Raw genomic sequence first — 20,922 nt, 5'->3', positions numbered from 1 at the left:
TTTCCGGAAAGCTGACTCGCCACGCACCGATGAGCGTCATCGGGACGAAGCAAACGCTGTGCAGCTTTCAAGAATCGGTGACGGCCCTACAAGCAGAAATGTCTACGCACGATGTAGGCAACTGCCTATAACGCACTCAACGCTTTAATCTCAGCGTTTACCCATCGAGCGGCGAGTGCCCGGCGGCGCCATGCCTGGCGTCTTGGTATGGCCGTTCTTGGCGCCGCCTTTGTACCAAGGCTGGCTGGCATGCTTGGCGCCAGCCAGTTCACCTGGGTTGAAAGGGAACTTGAACGCCGGGATCTCGGCTTTTTCAACGCCGTCGGCGGTGGCCGGATCGACGAGGTCGGCCGCGTCGACAGCGGGTTGGGTTGGGGAAGTCATAAGGGCTCCGGCACAGCTAATAGGTGTAAAAGCGCGAGTATACGGGGCCTGAGTGGTCAGCAGTAACTTCAAGCGACAAGCTCACATGGCCTAACTGTCACGGCTGTCAGTTTGCCGTCACCGTGCTGACGGCGGAACAGCGCTATAAAGGACGTTCCGAACTCCAACTTGCAGTTTGCGCCGGCGTCCTCCTATGCAGATCAAACGAAACGTGGCCCTGATGCTGGGTGCTCTCCTGATACTGGCCGTTGCAGCCTGGGCGTTAACCCGGCCGGCCAAGACCCGCCTGGCAGTGCCTACCGCCATTCCTGTGCGGGTGGTGAGCGTGACGCAACAGGATGTACCTCGGTTTGTCAGCGGCATCGGCTCGGTGTTGTCATTGCACAGCGTAGTGATTCGTCCGCAAATCGACGGCATCCTCACCCAACTGCTGGTCAAGGAAGGCCAATCGGTGAAGGCCGGCGACCTGCTGGCCACCATTGACGACCGCTCGATCCGCGCCAGCCTCGACCAGGCCAGGGCGCAACTCGGTGAAAGCCAGGCGCAGTTGCAAGTGGCATTGGTCAACCTCAAGCGCTACAAAGCGCTGAGCGTCGACGACGGTGTGTCGAAACAGACCTATGACCAGCAACAGGCGCTGGTCAACCAGCTCAAGGCCACGGCGCAAGGTAATCAAGCGGCCATTGATGCGGCTCAGGTACAACTTTCCTATACCCAGATTCGCTCCCCGGTCAGCGGCCGCGTGGGCATCCGCAACGTGGACGAAGGCAACTTCCTGCGCATGAGCGATACCCTGGGGCTGTTTACCGTCACCCAGCTCGACCCGATTGCCGTTGAGTTTTCCTTGCCACAGCAGATGCTGCCAACCTTGCAGGGCCTGATCGCCGCCCCCACCCGGGCCACCGTCGACGCCTACCTGGGCGCCGACACCGATGGCCAGACCGGCGACCTGCTCGGCGAAGGCCACCTGAGCCTGATCGACAACCAGATCAGCTCCACCACCGGCACCCTGCGGGCCAAGGCCGAGTTCAGCAACCCGGCGCATAAGCTATGGCCGGGGCAATTGGTGACCATCAAGATCCAGACGGCCCTCGACAAGAACGCCCTGGTGGTACCGCCGACCGTGGTGCAGCGCGGCCTGGACTCACATTTCGTGTACCGCGTAAGCGCTGACAAAGTCGAGGTGGTGCCGGTGCAGGTCGCCTACCAGAACAGCGACATCAATATCATCAAAGGCGTGCAGGCCGGCGATGTGCTGGTCAGCGATGGGCAATCGCGCCTCAAGGCCGGTGCACAGGTGGAAGTGCTCAAGGAGCCGCCGCAAGTGATCCACACCGCCAACGCCCAGGTGCAACCATGAGCGCCAGCCGGTCGCCCTCGGCCTGGTGCGTTGATCACCCGGTCGCCACCCTGCTGCTGACCTTCGCCCTGGTGTTGCTCGGAATTATTGCCTTCCCCAACCTGGCCGTCGCGCCATTGCCGGAAGCGGAATTCCCGACGATCCAGGTCACCGCGCAACTGCCCGGCGCCAGCCCGGACACCATGGCCTCCTCGGTGGCCACGCCCCTGGAGGTGCAGTTCAGTGCCATCCCCGGTATGACACAGATGACCTCCAGCAGCGCCTTGGGCTCCAGCCTCTTGACCCTGCAGTTCACCCTGGAAAAAAGCATCGACACCGCCGCCCAGGAAGTGCAGGCCGCGATCAACACCGCGTCCGGCAAGCTGCCCAGCGACATGCCGAGCTTGCCCACCTGGAGGAAGGTCAACCCGGCGGACAGCCCGGTGCTGATCCTCAGCGTCAGTTCCAGCAGCATGCCCAGCACCGAGCTGAGCGACTACGTGGAAACCCTGCTGGCGCGCCAGATCAGCCAGATCGACGGCGTCGGCCAGATCAACATCACCGGCCAGCAACGCCCGGCGATTCGCGTGCAGGCGTCTCCCGACAAGCTCGCGGCCATCGGCCTGACCCTCGCCGATATACGCCTGGCCATCCAGCAGTCGAGCCTCAACCTGGCCAAGGGCGCGATCTATGGCGAGAACAGCGTGTCCACCCTGTCGACCAACGATCAGCTGTTCCACCCGGAGGAATACGGCCAACTGATCGTTTCCTACAAGGACGGTGCGCCGGTTCAACTGCGCGATGTCGCCAACGTCATCAACGGTTCGGAAAACGCCTACGTGCAAGCCTGGTCCGGCGATACGCCTGGGGTGAACCTGGTGATTTCGCGCCAGCCCGGCGCCAACATCGTCGACACCGTCGACCGCATCCAGGCCGAGCTGCCGCGCCTGCAAGGCATGTTGCCGGCCTCGGTGCAGGTCAGCGTGTTGACCGACCGTACCAAGACCATCCGCGCCTCACTGCATGAAGTGGAAATGACCCTGCTGATCGCCATCCTGCTGGTGGTGGCGGTGATGGCGTTGTTCCTGCGCCAACTGTCGGCGACGCTGATTGTGTCTGCGGTGCTGGGTGTCTCGCTGGTGGCCAGTTTCGCCCTGATGTATGTGATGGGGTTCAGCCTGAACAACCTGACCCTGGTGGCCATCGTGATCGCCGTGGGCTTTGTGGTGGACGATGCGATTGTGGTGGTGGAGAACATCCATCGTCACCTGGAGGCTGGCCTGGATAAGCGCGAAGCGGCGATCAAGGGCTCCGGCGAAATTGGCTTTACCGTGGTGTCCATCAGCTTCTCGCTGGTGGCGGCGTTTATTCCGCTGCTGTTCATGGGCGGCGTGGTCGGGCGGTTGTTCAAGGAATTTGCATTGACGGCCACCGCGACCATTCTGATTTCAGTGGTGGTGTCGCTGACATTGGCACCGACGCTGGCCGCGTTGTTCATGCGTGCGCCTACGCACCGTGCCCACGCCAAACCCACCTTCAGCGAACGCCTGCTGGCCGGCTATGCGCACAACCTTCGCCGTGCCCTGGCGCACCAACGCAGCATGGCCGCGATCTTCGTGGTGACCCTGGCGCTGGCGGTGGTCGGCTATGTGTTCATCCCCAAGGGGTTCTTCCCGGTGCAAGACACCGGTTTCGTGCTCGGCACCAGCGAAGCGGCGGCCGATGTGTCGTACAAGGACATGGTCGCCAAGCACAAGGCCCTGGCCGAGATCGTCAAGGCCGACCCGGCGGTGCAGGCGTTTTCTCATTCGGTCGGCGTCACCGGCAGCAACCAGACCATCGCCAACGGCCGCTTCTGGATCGCCTTGAAAGACCGCAGTGAGCGCGATGTGTCCGCCAGCCAGTTCATCGACCGCATCCGCCCGCAACTGGCGAAGGTGCCGGGCATCGTGCTCTACCTGCGCGCCGGCCAGGACATCAACCTGAGCTCCGGCCCCAGCCGCGCCCAGTACCAATATGTGCTCAAGAGCAACGACGGCCCGACGCTGAACACCTGGACCCAACGCCTCACCGAAAAACTGCGCGCCAACCCGGCGTTTCGCGACCTGTCCAACGACCTGCAACTGGGCGGCAGCATCACCCACATCAGCATTGACCGCCAGGCCGCCGCGCGCTTCGGCCTGACCGCCACCGATGTCGACCAGGCGCTGTACGACGCCTTCGGCCAGCGCCAGATCAACGAGTTCCAGACCGAGATCAACCAGTACCAAGTGATACTCGAACTGGACAGCCAACAGCGCGGCAAGGCCGAAAGCCTCGACTATTTTTACCTGCGCTCGCCATTGACCAATGAAATGGTGCCGCTATCGGCCTTGGCCAAAGTCGACCCGCCCACAGTCGGGCCGTTGTCCATCAGCCATGACGGCATGTTCCCTGCTGCCAACCTGTCGTTCAACCTCGCGCCCGGCGTGGCCCTGGGCGACGCGGTGATTATGCTCGACCAGGCCAAGAACGAAATCGGGATGCCGAGTACGATCATCGGCAACTTCCAGGGCGCGGCCCAGGCGTTCCAGAGCTCGCTGGCCAGCCAACCCTGGCTGATCCTCGCGGCGCTGGTGGCGGTCTACATTATCCTGGGCGTGCTGTATGAGAGTTTTGTGCACCCGCTGACGATCATTTCCACCCTGCCCTCGGCGGGCCTCGGTGCGCTGATCATGCTGTGGCTGCTGGGCCAGGATTTTTCGATCATGGCCTTGATCGGCCTGGTGCTGCTGATCGGCATCGTGAAGAAAAACGGTATCTTGATGATCGACTTCGCCCTGGAGGCGCAACGTGTGCGGGGGTTGCCGCCGGAGGATGCGATTTATGAAGCCTGCGTCACGCGGTTCCGGCCGATCATCATGACCACCCTTGCCGCGTTGCTCGGCGCGGTGCCGTTGATGCTCGGCGCAGGCCCTGGGGCAGAACTGCGCCAGCCGCTGGGCATCGCGGTGGTCGGTGGCTTGCTGGTGAGCCAGGCGCTGACGCTGTTCACCACGCCGGTCATATACTTGTACCTTGAACGTTTTTTCCACAGGCCCAAACCAGCGCTGGCGCTGGCGACCACACACTGAGGCGGTCATGCGCGTCCTGATTATTGAAGATGAAGAAAAAACCGCGGACTACTTGCACCGCGGCCTGACCGAGCAAGGCTACACCGTCGATGTGGCCCGTGAAGGCATCGAGGGCCTGCACCTGGCGCTGGAAAACGATTACGCGGTGATCGTCCTCGACGTGATGCTGCCCGGCCTGGATGGCTTCGGTGTATTGCGCGCCTTACGCGCCCGCAAGCAGACGCCGGTGATCATGCTCACCGCGCGCGAGCGCGTGGAAGACCGCATCCGCGGCCTGCGCGAAGGCGCCGACGATTATCTGGGCAAACCGTTTTCGTTCCTGGAACTGGTGGCCCGCCTGCAAGCCCTGACCCGTCGCAGCGGCGGCCATGAACCGGTGCAAGTCACCGTCGCCGACCTGTGGATCGACCTGATCAGCCGCAAAGCCAGCCGCAACGGCCTGCGCCTGGACCTGACCGCCAAGGAGTTCTCGCTGCTCAGCGTATTGGCGCGGCGCCAGGGTGAGATCCTGTCCAAGACCGCGATTGCCGAGATGGTCTGGGACATCAATTTCGACAGCGATGCCAACGTGGTGGAAGTGGCGATCAAGCGCCTGCGCGCCAAGCTCGATGGGCCGTTCGAACACAAGCTGCTGCACACCATTCGCGGCATGGGTTATGTGCTGGAGAACCGCCTGCAGGAAAACCACAGTGGTCGCTAATTCCATCGCCCTGCGCCTGAGCGGCATGTTCACCCTGGTGGCGCTGCTGATCTTCCTGTTGATCGGCGGCGCGCTGTACCAGCAGGTGGACCGTGGCCTCGGGCTGTTGCCAGGTGCCGAGCTGGATGCGCGCTACAGCGTGCTGGAGTCGTCGATCAATCGCTTCGGCACGCCGGAGCATTGGGCCAAGATCAGGTCCAAGCTCAAGCTGTTGGGCGAAGAAGACAAGCGCATCCGTTTCTGGGTGGTCAGCAGCGACCCGAGCTACGAATACGGTGAGCCGGATGCGCAGATTCGCGCCTTTGCCGAAGGCCCCACGGGCAAACGCGACCTGCGCTTGCCCGGTCACGATTATCCGTTCAAGGTACTGGTCAGCCAGTTTGCCGCCAAGGACCAGCGCCCAGCGCTGCGCTTCATGATTGCCATCGACACGGAGAACTTCCGCGCCACCCAGCATCACTTGCTGGTGGCGTTGATCAGCCTGGCATTGGTGGGCGTCATACTGGCGGCGCTGTTGGGGTTCTGGGTCGCGCGTATCGGCCTCAAGCCCCTGGGCAAACTCTCGGATGAGGCGCAAAAACTTGCGCCGCCGAAACTCTCCGGGCGCCTGCAATTGTCGCCCTTGCCGCCGGAACTGAGCCAATTCGTCAATTCGTTCAACGCCACCCTCGACCGGGTCGAACAGGCGTATTCGCGCCTGGAATCGTTCAACGCCGACGTCGCCCATGAACTGCGTTCGCCGCTCACCAATTTGATCGGCCAGACCCAGGTGGCTCTCACTCGCGGCCGTTCGGCAGAGCACTATTTCGAGGTGCTGCAATCGAACCTGGAAGAGCTGGAACGGCTGCGCTCGATCATCAATGACATGCTGTTCCTCGCCAGCGCCGACCAAGGCAGCAAGGCCACCAAGCTGATCGAAAGCGCCCTGGCCGATGAAGTGGCCACCACCCTCGACTACCTGGACTTCATCCTCGAAGACGCCCAGGTCGAAGTGCGCGTGCACGGCGATGCCGTGGTGCAGATCGAAAAAGCCCACCTGCGGCGCGCACTGATCAACCTGCTGAGCAATGCCGTGCAACACACCGCGCCGGGGCAAGTCATCGACGTGCACATTCAAGTGCAGGCACACCAGGTGACGATTGGCGTGACCAACCCCGGCGAGGCCATTGCCAGCGAACACCTGCCACGCCTGTTCGAACGCTTCTATCGAGTGGATGCCTCGCGCAGCAACAGCGGGGCCAATCACGGGCTGGGGCTGGCCATCGTCAAGGCGATTGCGTTGATGCATGGGGGGGATGTGTTTGTGCGCAGTGAGGGCGGTGGCAATACGTTTGGTATCACCCTGCCGGTCTAAATCGTAAGGACGCTTGAGTCAAATGTGGGAGCGGGCTTGCTCGCGAATTCGGTGTATCAGTCAATATATCTGTAACTGACACACCGAAGTCGCGAGCAAGCCCGCTCCCACACTTAGATCGAGGTACATCCGCACTGTTGCGGTTTGGGCAATAGTTATTATCTTGTTACACTCTGTATCGCAGCGCTCGCCTGCGTTACTTTGACGCATCGATGAGCGCGGAGGCAAAGACAGCTGACCCGCTTACCCGAATTTCCCTCGACTTTTTTCCAGGGCTCTACACTGGGAATCTGTCTTAAAGCCGCTGACTTTCAGCGGCTTTTTTTTGCCGTAAAAAAAGGCCGGGCACCCCCTCACGACACTGGCCGTTATGGATTGACCAAAGGAGCTTTACCGGTGAAGAACTCGCTGACGTTCACCCCGTTATTCCTCGCGATTGCAGCAACGATCGCCCCACTGGCCCACGCGGCAGACACTCCCCCCAACGACGGTTTCGTCGACGGCTCCCACCTCACGATCAACACCCGCAACTACTACATGAACCGCGACCGGCGCGATATTCATACCGATGACAGCAAGGAATGGGGCCAGGGCTTTATCGGCATCTTCGAATCCGGCTACACCCAGGGCACCGTCGGCTTCGGCCTGGACGTCAATGCCATGCTCGGCCTCAAGCTCGACGGCGGTGGCGGTACGGATGGTTCCAGCATCCTTCCGTATGGCAGCGGCAACGGCAAGGCGCCGGGTTCGTTCTCGACGGCCGGCGGCACCTTGAAGCTGCGCGCCTTCGACACCGAACTGAAAGCCGGCGACCTGTTCCTCAACAACCCGGTGATCGCCGGCGGCATGACGCGCATGTTGCCGCAGACCTTCCGTGGCGTGAGCCTGACCAACCACAGCTTCGACGGCTGGATGTTCGAAGGCGGCCAGGCCAGTTTCACCAAGCTCTACAACCAGAGCGGCCACCGGCGCATCGGCACCAGCTACGGCACGCTGCCCGCCAACACCGACAGCCAGCACCTGGACTGGGCTGGCGTGTCGTTCAGCGCGATTGAGGGGCTGACCAGCAACCTGTACGCCTCCGAACTCAAGGACGTCTGGCACCAGTATTACTACGACCTGGAATACACCTACGCCCTGAACGACCTGGTCAGCCTGACCCCCGGCCTGCACTACTACCACACCCAGGACACCGGCCAATCGCTGCTGGGCGATATCGACAACAACACCTACAGCCTGCATTTCACCGTGGGGGTGGGCAACCACAGCGTCACGGCGACTTATCAGCGGGTCAATGGCAACACGCCGTTCGACTACATCACCCAGGGCGACAGCGTATACCTGGACAACTCCCAGCAGTACTCGGATTTCAACGGCCCCAACGAGCGCTCCTGGAAGCTCAAGTACGCGTACGATTTTGCCGGTCTCGGCGTGCCCGGCCTGACCTCCGCCGTGTCCTACATCAGCGGCAAGACCGACCTGACCAAGGTCGACCCCAACAGTCGCGGCTACAGCAACTGGTATAGCGCCGATGGCAAAGATGCCAAGCACTGGGAGCGCGATATCGACCTGAAATATGTGGTGCAGGGCGGCAAGGCCAAGGACTTGGCCGTGCGCCTGCAATGGGCGACCAACCGCGGCAGCAATGGCTACTCGGCGGTGGACCGCGATGTGGATGAGTACCGCGTGATCGTGGACTACCCAATCAACGTGTTCTGAATACAGGTAGGAGCGAGCTTGCTCGCGAAAAACGTTAACGATAACGCGTGCTTCCTGAATAAACGCGGCGTCTGTGAGTTTTTCGCGAGCAAGCTCGCTCCTACAGCCATATTTAAGAGTTGCTACTACGCTAAGGGCATTCTCAACGCAAAAGTGTGCCCGATGAGTTCAAGCCCTACCCGCCCCAACCGCCGCCCGGAGCGCCTGCTGATCTTGGGCAGCACGCTCACGGTGTTGCTGATCGTGGGGGTCGTCACTGCGCTGCTGATTCGTGAACATGCCAACACCCTGCAGACGGCCAAACGCACCGCCAATACCATCACGCAATTGATCGACGCTGACGTGCTGCGCAATGTCGAACTGTACGACATGGCCCTCAAAGGCTTGATCACCGCCACCGAGCGCACTGACCTGCAGGACGTCTCAGAAAGTATTCGCCACGTGGTGCTCTTTGATCGTTCCGCCGCGGCGCCCTACAAGGGCGATATCCTGCTGTTGGACCCGGCCGGCGAGGTGATTGCCGATTCGTCCCTGCTTACGCCCAAGCTGGGTAACTTTGCCGACCGAGATTATTTTCAGGCCCAACGCAACAACCCCGACCTGGGCCTGTATATCAGCCGTCCGTTCATGGCGCGCTGCCAGTGTGCCGACCCGTGGCGCATCGCGTTCAGCCGTCGCGTTTCGTCAGCGGACGGGCGTTTTCTGGGGGTGGCGGTCGCCTCCATGCGCCTGTCGTACTTTCATCAGTTGTTCAGCAGCTTGAACATCGGCAACAACAGCACCATCAACCTGCTCAACCACCAAGGCATCCCGCTCGCGCAAGAGCCTTTGCTGGAAGTGGACATCATCGATAAGGACCTGAGCCAGCGCCCGAATGTGGCGCGCATGCTGCGCGAACGGGACGGCAGCTTCCAAAGCATCTCCAGCGTCGATCACCAGGCACGGCTCTACAGCTTTTCTAATGTGGGCGACTTGCCGCTGATCGTGGCAGTGGCCTTGTCCAGCGATGAAATGTTCGCACCCTGGCGGCGTGCGGCGTGGTTAGTCAGCATCGCGACCGGAGTGTTGTGCGTGGGCCTGTTATGGCTGACCTGGGCGCTGTGCATGGAGCTGCGCCGTCGCCATCGCGCCGAGCAGGTGCTGTCAGAACTGGCAGCCACCGACGCCCTTACCGGCCTGGCCAACCGCCGCACCCTGGACGCACGCTTGCGGCTGGAATGGGACCGGGCACAACGCTCAACCGAGTCGTTGAGCGTGCTGATGATCGATGTGGACCACTTCAAGGCCTTCAACGACCGTCATGGTCACCAGGGCGGCGATGAGGCCTTGCGTGTAGTTGCGCAGGTGATCGCCAGCCATATCCGCCGCCCTGCCGACCTGGCGGCGCGTTACGGCGGTGAAGAATTCGCGGTGGTGCTGCCCCATACCGACGCCAAGGGGGCGTGGGTGATCGCCGAGCATATCCGCGAGGGGGTCCAGCACTTGCCGAGAGTGGCCGGGGACGAGCAACCGATCACCGTAAGCATCGGCCTGAGTACCTGGCAAAAGCACAGCCGTATTTCCCTTGAGGATCTGCTGCTCAAGGCTGACCAAGCGTTGTATCAGGCCAAGCACAGCGGCCGTAACCGGACAATGGATGGTTCAAAGACCTCAAGCTGATGAGGTCAATTGTGGGAGCTGGCTTGCCTGCGATGGCGGTGGGTCAGCTACCTATAAGCTAACTGGCAGGCCGCTATCGCAGGCAAGCCAGCTCCCACATTTGGATATTCGTCAGGCATAAAAAAAGGCCACCCGAAGGCAGCCTTTCAAAACTAAAGAAAGAGAGTTGTTACTTACACCGCCGCAACGGGACGCATGTAAGAGATCGGTGCGGTGCTGGCATCTTCGAAGGTCACGACTTCCCAAGCGTCTGTCTGCTCAATCAACTTGCGCAGCAGCTGGTTGTTAAGGGCGTGGCCCGACTTGAAGCCTTTGAACTCGCCTATCAGGCTATTGCCCAGCAGGTAGAGGTCACCGATTGCATCGAGGATCTTGTGCTTCACGAATTCGTCTTCATAGCGAAGGCCGTCTTCGTTCAGTACACCATCCGCGTCGACCACAATGGCGTTTTCCACGCTACCGCCGAGTGCGAGGTTGTGCTTGCGCAGGTACTCGATGTCACTCATGAAACCAAAGGTACGGGCGCGGCTGACTTCTTTTACGAACGAAGTGCTGGAAAAATCCACGCTTGCACTTTGGGTGCGGTCACGGAATACCGGGTGATCGAAATCGATCTCAAAGCTCACTTTAAAGCCTTCGAACGGGACGAAGGTGGCGCGCTTGTCGCCGTCTTCTACTGTCACTTCCCGCAGAATGCGAATGAACTTCTTGGCTGCGTCCTGTTCTTCCAGGCCGGCAGATTGAATCAAGAATACGAAGGGGCCAGCGCTGCCATCCATGATCGGGACTTCGGACGCGGAGAGCTCGACGTAGGCGTTATCGATGCCCAGGCCAGCCATGGCCGAGAGCAAGTGCTCCACCGTGTCCACTTTGACGTCACCGTTGACCAATGTGGTCGACATAGTGGTTTCGCCAACGTTTTCCGCGCGAGCAGGAATCTGCACCACAGGGTCCAGGTCGGCACGCACAAACACGATGCCGGTGTCGACAGGTGCAGGCTTGAGGGTCAGGTATACCTTCTCCCCGGAGTGCAGACCTACACCTGTGGCACGAATAATATTCTTCAGGGTGCGTTGTTTAATCATGGCTTGGACCGCTTCAGCGCAAATTGCGAACTGGTATCAACAAAGGCTGGCGATAATAGCAGACCAGACCTTTGCTGAACACCAATCACCTTCATAGCCCTGATACATTCCATTAATCGGCCTGACGACGCAGGAATGCCGGGATGTCCAGATAGTCCAGGTCATCTTGCGGATTCGGGCTACGGGACGCCGCAGCACCGGCCTGAGCCTGGTTGCGCATCACGGTCGGACGGTCCAGGTCACGGTAGTTCACCGACGGCAGTTCCTGGCGAGCAGGCGCTGCAGCGGCCGCTGCCTGATTAGCCTGGCTGGCCTGGCTGGTGTGCAGGGTGTTGTCGATGACCTTCACAGGCTTCTCGATTTTCGCACCCAGGCCGGTAGCGACCACGGTTACATGCAGCTCATCACGCATGTCCGGATCGATAACGGTACCGACTTTGACCATGGCGTGCTCGGAAGCGAAGGCTTCGATGATGCTACCCACGTCGGAGTACTCACCCAGGGACAGGTCGGGACCGGCGGTGATGTTCACCAGGATGCCGCGTGCACCTTGCAGGTTCACGTCTTCGAGCAACGGGTTGCGGATGGCCGCTTCGGTGGCTTCGCGTGCACGGTTCGGACCGCTGGCGCAGCCAGTGCCCATCATCGCCATGCCCATTTCGCTCATGACCGTACGTACGTCGGCAAAGTCGACGTTGATCATGCCTGGGCGCTTGATGATGTCGGAGATACCGCGAACGGCACCGGCCAGTACATCGTCAGCCTTGGCGAAGGCGGACAGCAGACTGGCATCCTTGCCCAGGATGGTCAGCAGTTTCTCGTTGGGGATGGTGATCAACGAGTCGACGCTTTCAGACAGCAGACGGATACCTTCGTCGGCGATCTGCATGCGCTTGCGGCCTTCGAACGGGAACGGACGCGTCACGACAGCGACGGTCAGAATCCCCATTTCCTTAGCCACTTCGGCAATGATCGGTGCAGCACCGGTACCGGTACCACCGCCCATGCCGGTGGTGATGAACACCATGTTGGTGCCTTGCAGCACTTCGGCAATACGCTCGCGGTCTTCCAGGGCGGCTTGACGGCCGACTTCCGGATTGGCGCCAGCGCCGAGGCCTTTGGTCACCGCGGTGCCCAATTGCAGGATGGTCCGCGCGCCGATGCTTTTGAGCGCCTGGGCATCAGTGTTGGCGCAGATGAACTCAACGCCTTCAATGTTGCTCTTGACCATGTGGTTGACAGCGTTGCCGCCGCCACCGCCGACACCGATTACTTTGATAACCGGGCTAGCGGGGATATTGTCTACGAGTTCGAACATGTTCCCTCTCCTTTCATTTTCTCTAGTTTTTTCGCCTACTGCTTGTTGCGGGTGTTGCGGTGTCGCGGTAAATCTTTAGAAATTGCCTTTTACCCAAGCCTGCAGCCGCTCGAACAACGGCGCTTTCGCTTCGTCATCGCTGCGGTAGCTGTCACGGATGCTCGGGCCCGACAGGGAAATGCCGTCGGTCTGCTTTTGCAGCCCGTACAACAGCAAGCCCACACCGGTGGAATAAATCGGGTTGCGCACCACGTCGCCCAGGCCCTTCACGCCATGGGGCACGCCCAGGCGCACCGGCATGTGGAAGATCTCTTCGGCCAACTCGACCGCGCCTTCCATCTTCGAGGTGCCACCGGTCAGCACGATGCCGGCCGGGATCAAATCTTCGTAGCCGCTGCGGCGCAGTTCAGCCTGGATCAGGGTGAACAGCTCGTCGTAACGTGGCTCGACCACTTCGGCCAGGGCCTGGCGCGACAGCTCGCGCGGTGGACGGTCACCCACACTTGGCACCTTGATGGTCTCGCCGGCACCGGCCAGCTTGGCCAGGGCGCAGGCGTAGCGGATCTTGATTTCTTCGGCGTACTGGGTCGGTGTGCGCAACGCCATGGCGATGTCGTTGGTGACCTGGTCGCCGGCAATCGGGATCACCGCGGTGTGACGGATCGCACCCTCGGTGAAGATCGCGATGTCGGTGGTGCCGCCGCCGATGTCCACCAGGCACACGCCCAGCTCTTTTTCGTCGTCGGTGAGTACCGAGTAGGCCGAGGCCAACTGCTCGAGAATGATGTCGTCGATTTCCAGGCCGCAGCGACGCACGCATTTTTCAATGTTCTGTGCGGCGTTGACGGCGCAGGTCACCACGTGGACCTTGGCTTCCAGACGCACGCCCGACATGCCCAGGGGCTCGCGCACGCCTTCCTGGTTGTCGATCACGTAGTCCTGCGGCAGGGTGTGCAGCACGCGCTGGTCCGCCGGGATCGCCACGGCCTGGGCAGCGTCGAGCACGCGCTCAAGGTCGGCCGAGCTGACTTCACGGTCGCGGATCGCCACGATGCCGTGGGAGTTCAGGCTGCGGATGTGGTTGCCGGCCACGCCGACGAACGCCGAGTGAATCCGGCAACCGGCCATCAGCTGCGCTTCTTCGATGGCGCGCTGGATCGATTGCACGGTGGACTCGATGTTCACCACCACGCCCTTCTTCAGGCCCCGGGACGGATGCGTGCCAATACCGACGATTTCGATCGCGCCGTCTTCCCCGACCTCGCCCACCAGCGCCACCACCTTGGAGGTGCCGATATCGAGACCGACGATCATTTTGCCGCTTTGCACGTTTGCCATGGGTCCTGCCTCTTCTTAATTCTTCGCGACAGCGGGTTGTGCTGCCGTGGGCGCAGCCGGTGTACGCCAGCCGACGGCCAGGCCGTTGGCGTAACGCAGGTCGACGCTCGCAATGTTCGTAATCTGTTCTTTCAAGGTTTTTTCATAGATGGCAATAAAGCGGCGCATCTTTTCCACCAAGCGGTCGCGTCCCAGCAACAACTCGATGCCCGGGCCGGAACTGCCTGCCCCGGTCGTCAAAAACCAGCTGCCCCGCTCACGCAATTCCAGGCGTGCAATGGAGAAGCCCAGTGGCCGCAGCATCTGGCTCAAGGCCTGGTACTGCTGCATCACTTGCTGCTGCGCCCGCTGCGGCCCGAACAGCTGCGGCAGGTGTTCATAGTTGGCCAGCTCACGCGGGGTGAACGCCTGGCCCTGGTTGTTCAACAGCGCTTCATCGCCCCAACGGGCCACGGGCAGTTGTTCTTCCAGGCGGATCGTCACCTGGTCCGGCCATACACGGCGAACTTCGGCGTGGGCGATCCACGGCATCTGTTCCAGCTCCGAGCGCATGCCCGCCAGGTCGATGGTAAAGAAGCTCGCCGCCAGGTATGGGCCGATGCGCTGCTGTACCGCTTGCTGGCTGATGTAGCTCAAGTCGCCCTGCACGCTGATCTTGGTGATCGGCCGGTCGGCATACGGCAACAGGCGCTGCGCGCCTTCGTACGTACCAAAGCCCAACACCACCAGCAGCACCGGCCAGAACAGCGCTTTGATAAAACCAAAGTTGGCTTTCGGCAGGCGCGAAGACATCGGCTCTTTAGCCACCATTCGGCTTGCACCCCGTGGCACCGGCTTGCGGCTCGGTGCTTGTGGGGGCTGATGACGAAGCGATGCGCCGTTCATGTGTTTAGCCTCTTGGCTCAATGCTGTCGGCCAGGATCGCCAGCACTAACTGCTGGAAATCCAGACCGGCGGCACGGGCTGCCATGGGAACCAGGCTGTGGTCGGTCATGCCCGGTGCGGTGTTGACTTCAAGGAACCAGAAATTCCCTTGGTCATCCTGCATCACGTCTGCCCGCGCCCAACCGGCGATACCCAGCGCCTCACAGGCTTTCGCCGTGAGGTCCATCAATTCTTGTTCCTTGGTTGCTTCGAGGCCGCATGGAATCCGGTACTGAGTATCGGAAGCCAGGTACTTGGCGTCGTAGTCATAAAAGGTGTGGGGCGTGCCCAAAGCGATGGGCGGCAATACCTGGCCACGCAGGGTGGCGATGGTGTACTCGGGACCGGAAATCCACTGTTCCACCAACACTTGCGAATCGTAGGTACTTGCCGCTTTCCATGCGTCGATCAATTCGGCGGCCGAGTTCACTTTGGCCATGCCGATACTGGAGCCTTCATGGGCTGGTTTGACGATCAAAGGCAGGCCCAGTTCCTTGGCCGCAGAAATACAATCGTCTTCGCTGCACAATACGGCGTGACGCGGGGTCGGAATGCCCAGGCTGTGCCACACCTGCTTGGTGCGCAACTTGTCCATCGCCAGGGCCGAGGCGAGGATGCCGCTGCCGGTGTAAGGGATGCCGGCGCATTCGAGCAGGCCCTGCATGCTGCCGTCTTCACCGCCGCGGCCGTGAAGAATGAGAAAGGCGCGGTCGATCTTTTCGGCCTGCAGACGGGCGAGGAAGTCATCGCCCACATCAATACCGAACGCGTTCACACCAGCACTTTGCAGCGCTTCAAGCACCGCATTGCCGGACTTGAGCGACACTTCGCGCTCGGCGCTCTTGCCGCCGAACAACACGGCAACGCGACCAAAATCGGCTGGATTAATAGTGGAGAACAGGGAGCCGTAGTCAGTGGTCATTTCGACTTCCCCTTGGCGGCGGCTGCAAACAGCGGGCTCGCCAGTAACTTGGGCGCAAGGCCACCGATATCACCGGCGCCCTGGCACAGCAGGATGTCACCGGCACGCAGCAGCGGCTTGACGATTGGCGCCAGGTCCACGCCACGCTCGATGTAGATCGGGTCCAACTGGCCGCGCTGGCGGATGCTGTTGCACAGCTTGCGGCTGTCAGCGCCCGGGATCGGTTCTTCACCGGCCGGGTAGACTTCCATCAGCCACAGGACGTTGGCATCGGCCAGTACATTGACGAAATCGTCGTACAAGTCACGGGTGCGGCTGTAGCGGTGCGGCTGGTACACCATCACCAGCCGGCGCTCCGGCCAGCCACCGCGCACGGCCTTGATCACGGCCGCAACTTCGGTCGGGTGGTGACCGTAGTCGTCCACCAGCATCACGTCACCGCCTTCAACCGGCAGTTGGCCGTAGACCTGGAAACGACGGCCCACACCGGCAAAGCGCGACAGGCCTTCGACGATGGCTTCATCGCTGACGCCTTCATCGGTAGCAATGCAGATGGTCGCCAAAGAGTTCAGCACGTTGTGGTTGCCCGGCATGTTCACCGACACGTCCAGCGGCTCGCGATCAGGACGCAGCACGGTGAAGAAGGTTTGCATGCCTTCCTGGCGCACATTGATTGCGCGCACGTCGGCGTCTTCGCTGAAGCCGTAGGTCACGGTCGGGCGTTTGACCTGAGGCAGGATTTCACGCACCACCGGGTCGTCCAGGCACACCACGGCCAAACCGTAGAACGGCAGGTTGTGCAGGAAGTCGACGAAGGTTTTCTTCAGTTTGTTGAAGTCGCCGTCGTAGGTCGCCATGTGGTCTTCGTCGATGTTGGTGACGACGGCGACCAGCGGTTGCAGGTGCAGGAAGCTCGCGTCACTTTCATCGGCTTCGGCGATCAGGTAGCGGCTGGTGCCTAGCTGGGCATTGGTGCCGGCTGCATTCAGGCGGCCACCGATGACGAAGGTCGGGTCCAGGCCACCGGCGGCGAACACCGAGGCGATCAGGCTGGTGGTGGTGGTCTTGCCATGGGTACCGGCGACGGCGATGCCGTGGCGATAGCGCATCAGCTCGGCGAGCATCTCGGCACGCGGCACCACAGGGATACGGCGCTCAAGGGCGGTGGCCACTTCCGGGTTGGAGGTGTTCACGGCGCTGGACACCACCAGCACATCGGCCTCGGCAGCGTTCTCGGCACGGTGGCCGATAAAGATCTGCGCGCCGAAGGACTTCAGGCGCTCGGTGACCGGCGACTCTTTCAAGTCCGAGCCGGACACCTGATAGCCCAGGTTCAGCAACACTTCGGCGATGCCGCACATGCCCACGCCACCGATACCGACGAAGTGAATACGACGGATGCGGCGCATCTCGGGTTGCGGCATGGCTTTCTGATTCTCAACCATGGGCCACCTCCAGGCAGATATCGACCACGGTGCGGGTTGCGTCAGGTTTGGCCAGGCGGCTTGCGGTGCTCGCCATGCTGTTGAGTCGTTCCGGTTGCATCAAAACCTCGGTCAGGCGAGCGGCCAAATCGGCGGCGCCAGTCGTTCTTTGCGGCAGCAGGAAGGCAGCGCCCTCCCCGGCCAAATATTCGGCGTTGCGGGTCTGGTGATCGTCGATGGCGTGGGGCAAAGGCACCAGCAAGGACGGCAGACCGGCGGCCGCCAGTTCACTGACGGTCAGCGCACCAGCGCGGCAGACCACCAGGTCGGCCCAGCCATAGGCTTGGGCCATGTCTTTGATGAAGGGCTGTACGTTGGCCTCTACACCGGCCTCGCGATAACGCGCGGCGGTGACTTCATCGTGATTCTTGCCGGCCTGGTGGAAGATCTCCGGGCGCACATCCTCAGGAAGTTGCGCAACGGCTTCAGGCAGCAATTTATTCAGTGGCTCGGCGCCCAGGCTTCCGCCCAGGATCAGCAGGTGAGCCTTGCGCCCCGCCAGCGCGTCACGCGCAATGGCCATGAACAGTTCGGTACGCACCGGGTTGCCGGTGGTGCGAAGCTTGTCGGAGGCGGCGAAGGTTTTCGGGAAGGCTTCACACACCCGCGCAGCCAACGGCACCAGCAGGCGGTTGGCGGTACCGGCGACGGCGTTCTGTTCGTGGACGATCACCGGCACGCCAGCGAGTTTCGCCGCGACGCCACCGGGGCCGGTCACATAACCGCCAAAGCCGAGCACACACACCGGCTTGAGCTCGCGAATGATCTTGCGCGCCTGCATGACCGCCTTGAGCAACACGAACGGCGCCTTGAGCAACGACAACTTGCTCTTGCCGCGCAAACCGGTGACGTTGATCAAATGCAGCGGCAAGCCGGCATTAGGCACCAATTCGTTTTCGATGCCACGGGGCGTACCCAGCCAGTGCACGGTGTAGCCACGGTTCTGGAATTCACGGGCGCAAGCCAGGGCCGGGAACACATGGCCCCCAGTGCCGCCCGCCATGATCAGCACGTTAGCGCCCATGGGTCGGCTCCTCGGCGAAGTCGCTTTCGCTGAACTCCATCTCTTCGCTGCCCAGGTGGGTACGGCTCTCCCACTCGATACGCAGCAACAAGCCGAGACAGGCGCAGCAAATCACCAACGAACTGCCACCGTAACTGAGGAACGGCAAGGTCAGGCCCTTGGTCGGCAGCAGGCCGACGTTCACACCGATGTTGATCAGGAACTGGCCGATCCACAGGAAGGCCAACCCATACGCCACGTAGGCAGCGAAGAACTGCTTGGCCTTCTCGGCCCACAAGCCGATGTACATGGCGCGCACGCAAACGAACACAAACAGCGCAACGGTGCACAGCGAACCCACCACACCCAACTCCTCGGCCAATACCGAGAACACGAAGTCGGTGTGGGCTTCCGGCAGGTAGAACTGCTTCTGCACACTGTTGCCCAGGCCCACGCCCAGCCACTCGCCGCGACCGAAGGCGATCAGCGCCTGGGTCAACTGGTAGCCGGAGCCGAACTGGTCGGACCAAGGGTCGGTAAAGGTGATCAAACGCGCCATCCGGTAGGGCTGCGCCTGCACCAGGATGGTCACCGCCGCGACCGCCAGCACCACCATCAAGGTGAAGCGGAACAGCCCGACGCCACCCAGGAACAGCATCGCGGCGGCGGCGCCCATCATCACCACCGTGGCCCCGAAGTCGGGCTCCATCAGCAACAGGCCAGCCATGGGCAGCAGCACGATGAACGGCTTGAAGAAGCCCATCCAGCTTTCGCGTACTTCTTTCTGACGGCGCACCAGGTAACCGGCGAGGTAGATCACCACGAACACCTTGGCGATTTCCGACGGCTGCACGTTGAACGCGCCGAAGCCGATCCAGCGCATCGAACCGTTCACCTCGCGGCCAATACCCGGCACGATCACCATCACCAGCAAGCCGAACGCACCGATCAGCATCAGCCAACCCAGACGCTGCCAGGTGGCAATCGGGATCATCATGGTGACGATGCAGGCGCCCAGGCCGATCACCAGGTACACCAGGTGACGGATCATCATGTACAGCGTATTGCCCGACTGCACGGCAGCCACTTCGGAGGACGCCGAGGTGATCATCACCAGGCCCAGGCCGAGCAGCGCCAGGCAACCGGCGAGCATAGGGAAATCAAGGTCAATGCCGCGCCCGGTAATGATCGGCGACGGGTAGGGCTTGATGATGTTTCTCAGGTTGAGGCTCATGCCAAAGCCTCCACGGCGCGGGCGAACAGGTGGCCGCGCTCTTCATAGTTCTTGAACATGTCGAAGCTGGCGCACGCGGGCGACAGCAACACCGCATCGCCGGGCTGGGCCAGGGCTTTGCACTGGGCAATGGCGTCGTCCAGGGAAGCTGCGCGTACTTGCGGTACAGCGTCACCGAGGGCGGCGGCGATCAGGTCCGAATCGCGGCCCATCAGCACCACGGCGCGGCAATGGGCGGCCACTGGCGCTTTAAGGTCCTTGAAGTCGGCACCCTTGCCATCGCCACCGGCGATCAGCACCAGCTTGCCGTCGATATCGGCACCCAGGCCTTCGATGGCCGCCAGGGCCGCACCGACGTTGGTGGCTTTGGAGTCGTTGTAATAGCTCACGCCATTGAGGTCGCGCACCCACTGGCAGCGATGCTCAAGGCCGGCAAAGGTGCGCAGGCTGGCAAGCATGGCGTCGAATGGCAGGCCAACCGCGTGACCGAGCGCCAGCGCCGCAAGGGCATTGGACTGGTTGTGTGCGCCACGAATTTTCAGTTCGCGTACCGGCATCAGGTTCTGGAATTCGAACGCCAGGTACTTCTCGCCGTTCTCTTCACGAATGCCGAAGCCTTTGAAATCCGGTTTGCCCAGGCCGAAAGTCCAGCAAGGCATGCCCTCGCCCATCAGCGGACGGCTCAGGGCATCCTGGCGGTTGACTACAAATTGCTTGGCGCCACGGAAGATCCGGTGCTTGGCCAGGTGATAAGCCGGCAGGCCGCTGTAGCGGTCCATATGGTCTTCGCTGACGTTCAATACTGTCGCCACTTCGGCGCCCAGGTCGTGGGTGGTTTCCAGCTGGAAGCTCGACAATTCCATCACGTACAGCTCGACGTCGTCGCTGAGCAGGTCCAGGGCCGGCACGCCAAGATTGCCGCCGACGGCCACACGCTTGCCCGCCGCCGCCGCCATCTCGCCCACCAGGGTGGTGACAGTGCTTTTCGCGTTGGAACCGCTGATGGCCACGATCGGCGCCTTCGCGTTGCGCGCGAACAGGTCGATATCGCCAGACAGCTTCACGCCACGGGCCGCCGCCGCTTGCAGGGCCGGTGTCGCCAAAGCCAGGCCCGGGCTCACGTAGAGCTCATCGGCACGGCACAGAAACTCGACATCCAGCTCGCCACAACGCACTTCCACGTGCGGGTAGTCACGGCGCAGCGTGACCAGCTCCGGTGGATTTTCCCGCGTATCGGCCACGGCAAACGACGTGCCCCGGTTCGCCAGGAAGCGAACCAGGGACATGCCGCTCTTGCCGAGGCCGACAACGATGCGGAAGTGGTCTGAAGCGATCAGGGACACTCG

General features: G+C 61.7%; 16 protein-coding genes. 6 read left to right on the top strand and 10 right to left on the bottom strand.

Annotated features, from left to right (window positions below; genetic code table 11):
• Window positions 1-150: 150 nt before the first annotated feature.
• On the bottom strand, window positions 151-384 hold the full coding sequence (locus tag MF6394_RS04290) for a hypothetical protein (protein ID WP_044271955.1): 234 nt from the start codon (window positions 382-384) through the stop codon (window positions 151-153).
• 193 nt (window positions 385-577) lie between these two features.
• Here MF6394_RS04290 and MF6394_RS04285 point away from each other — a divergent pair, with 193 nt between their 5' ends.
• The 6 genes from MF6394_RS04285 to MF6394_RS04260 all read left to right on the top strand — a co-directional run bounded on the left by MF6394_RS04285 (window position 578) and on the right by MF6394_RS04260 (window position 10,268).
• A complete protein-coding gene (locus MF6394_RS04285) occupies window positions 578-1,744 on the top strand; it encodes an efflux RND transporter periplasmic adaptor subunit (RefSeq protein ID WP_078466224.1) in 1,167 nt (388 codons plus the stop codon).
• A complete protein-coding gene (locus tag MF6394_RS04280) occupies window positions 1,741-4,836 on the top strand; it encodes a multidrug efflux RND transporter permease subunit (protein ID WP_078466223.1) in 3,096 nt (1,031 codons plus the stop codon). Before MF6394_RS04285 ends, MF6394_RS04280 begins: the two co-directional genes overlap by 4 nt.
• Before the next feature lie 7 nt (window positions 4,837-4,843).
• Window positions 4,844-5,536 carry a heavy metal response regulator transcription factor gene (locus MF6394_RS04275; protein WP_044271950.1) on the top strand — a complete coding sequence of 231 codons (693 nt, stop codon included), beginning with the start codon at window positions 4,844-4,846 and terminating at the stop codon, window positions 5,534-5,536.
• Window positions 5,526-6,890, top strand: a complete 1,365-nt coding sequence (locus MF6394_RS04270) for a heavy metal sensor histidine kinase (RefSeq protein WP_044271949.1) — start codon at window positions 5,526-5,528, stop codon at window positions 6,888-6,890. Before MF6394_RS04275 ends, MF6394_RS04270 begins: the two co-directional genes overlap by 11 nt.
• Before the next feature lie 396 nt (window positions 6,891-7,286).
• Window positions 7,287-8,609: an OprD family porin gene (locus MF6394_RS04265; protein ID WP_078466222.1), complete on the top strand. Its 1,323-nt coding sequence runs from the start codon at window positions 7,287-7,289 to the stop codon at window positions 8,607-8,609.
• 162 nt (window positions 8,610-8,771) lie between these two features.
• A complete protein-coding gene (locus MF6394_RS04260) occupies window positions 8,772-10,268 on the top strand; it encodes a diguanylate cyclase (protein WP_078466221.1) in 1,497 nt (498 codons plus the stop codon).
• 173 nt (window positions 10,269-10,441) lie between these two features.
• Here the strand turns inward: MF6394_RS04260 and lpxC are convergent, their stop codons facing one another.
• The 9 genes from lpxC to murD form a co-directional block, all read right to left on the bottom strand.
• Window positions 10,442-11,353: a UDP-3-O-acyl-N-acetylglucosamine deacetylase gene (gene lpxC / locus MF6394_RS04255; protein WP_003171886.1), complete on the bottom strand. Its 912-nt coding sequence runs from the start codon at window positions 11,351-11,353 to the stop codon at window positions 10,442-10,444.
• 112 nt (window positions 11,354-11,465) lie between these two features.
• Entirely contained in the window at window positions 11,466-12,671 is a 1,206-nt protein-coding gene (gene ftsZ, locus MF6394_RS04250) for a cell division protein FtsZ (RefSeq protein ID WP_044271940.1), read from the bottom strand.
• A gap of 75 nt (window positions 12,672-12,746) precedes the next feature.
• Complete coding sequence (ftsA, locus tag MF6394_RS04245; protein WP_003188682.1) at window positions 12,747-14,009, bottom strand: cell division protein FtsA; 1,263 nt, start codon at window positions 14,007-14,009, stop codon at window positions 12,747-12,749.
• 15 nt (window positions 14,010-14,024) lie between these two features.
• A complete protein-coding gene (locus MF6394_RS04240; protein ID WP_032893516.1) occupies window positions 14,025-14,894 on the bottom strand; it encodes a cell division protein FtsQ/DivIB in 870 nt (289 codons plus the stop codon).
• A gap of 4 nt (window positions 14,895-14,898) precedes the next feature.
• Window positions 14,899-15,855: a D-alanine--D-alanine ligase gene (locus tag MF6394_RS04235; RefSeq protein WP_078466220.1), complete on the bottom strand. Its 957-nt coding sequence runs from the start codon at window positions 15,853-15,855 to the stop codon at window positions 14,899-14,901.
• Window positions 15,852-17,300, bottom strand: coding sequence for a UDP-N-acetylmuramate--L-alanine ligase (gene murC, locus MF6394_RS04230; RefSeq protein WP_078466219.1), 1,449 nt, complete (start codon window positions 17,298-17,300; stop codon window positions 15,852-15,854). The genes MF6394_RS04235 and murC overlap by 4 nt, the downstream gene beginning before the upstream one ends.
• Window positions 17,293-18,363 (bottom strand): undecaprenyldiphospho-muramoylpentapeptide beta-N-acetylglucosaminyltransferase, encoded by a 1,071-nt coding sequence (murG, locus tag MF6394_RS04225; protein ID WP_003188675.1) that lies wholly within the window; start codon window positions 18,361-18,363, stop codon window positions 17,293-17,295. Before murG ends, murC begins: the two co-directional genes overlap by 8 nt.
• A complete protein-coding gene (gene ftsW, locus MF6394_RS04220) occupies window positions 18,353-19,576 on the bottom strand; it encodes a putative lipid II flippase FtsW (RefSeq protein WP_003188673.1) in 1,224 nt (407 codons plus the stop codon). The genes murG and ftsW overlap by 11 nt, the downstream gene beginning before the upstream one ends.
• Window positions 19,573-20,919: a UDP-N-acetylmuramoyl-L-alanine--D-glutamate ligase gene (gene murD / locus MF6394_RS04215; protein WP_032893520.1), complete on the bottom strand. Its 1,347-nt coding sequence runs from the start codon at window positions 20,917-20,919 to the stop codon at window positions 19,573-19,575. Before murD ends, ftsW begins: the two co-directional genes overlap by 4 nt.
• Between the last annotated feature and the right edge of the window lie 3 nt (window positions 20,920-20,922).

The organism is Pseudomonas sp. MF6394 (assembly GCF_002018845.1).
Lineage (GTDB): Bacteria > Pseudomonadota > Gammaproteobacteria > Pseudomonadales > Pseudomonadaceae > Aquipseudomonas > Aquipseudomonas lactis.
This window is presented reverse-complemented; position numbering and strand designations above follow the sequence as displayed.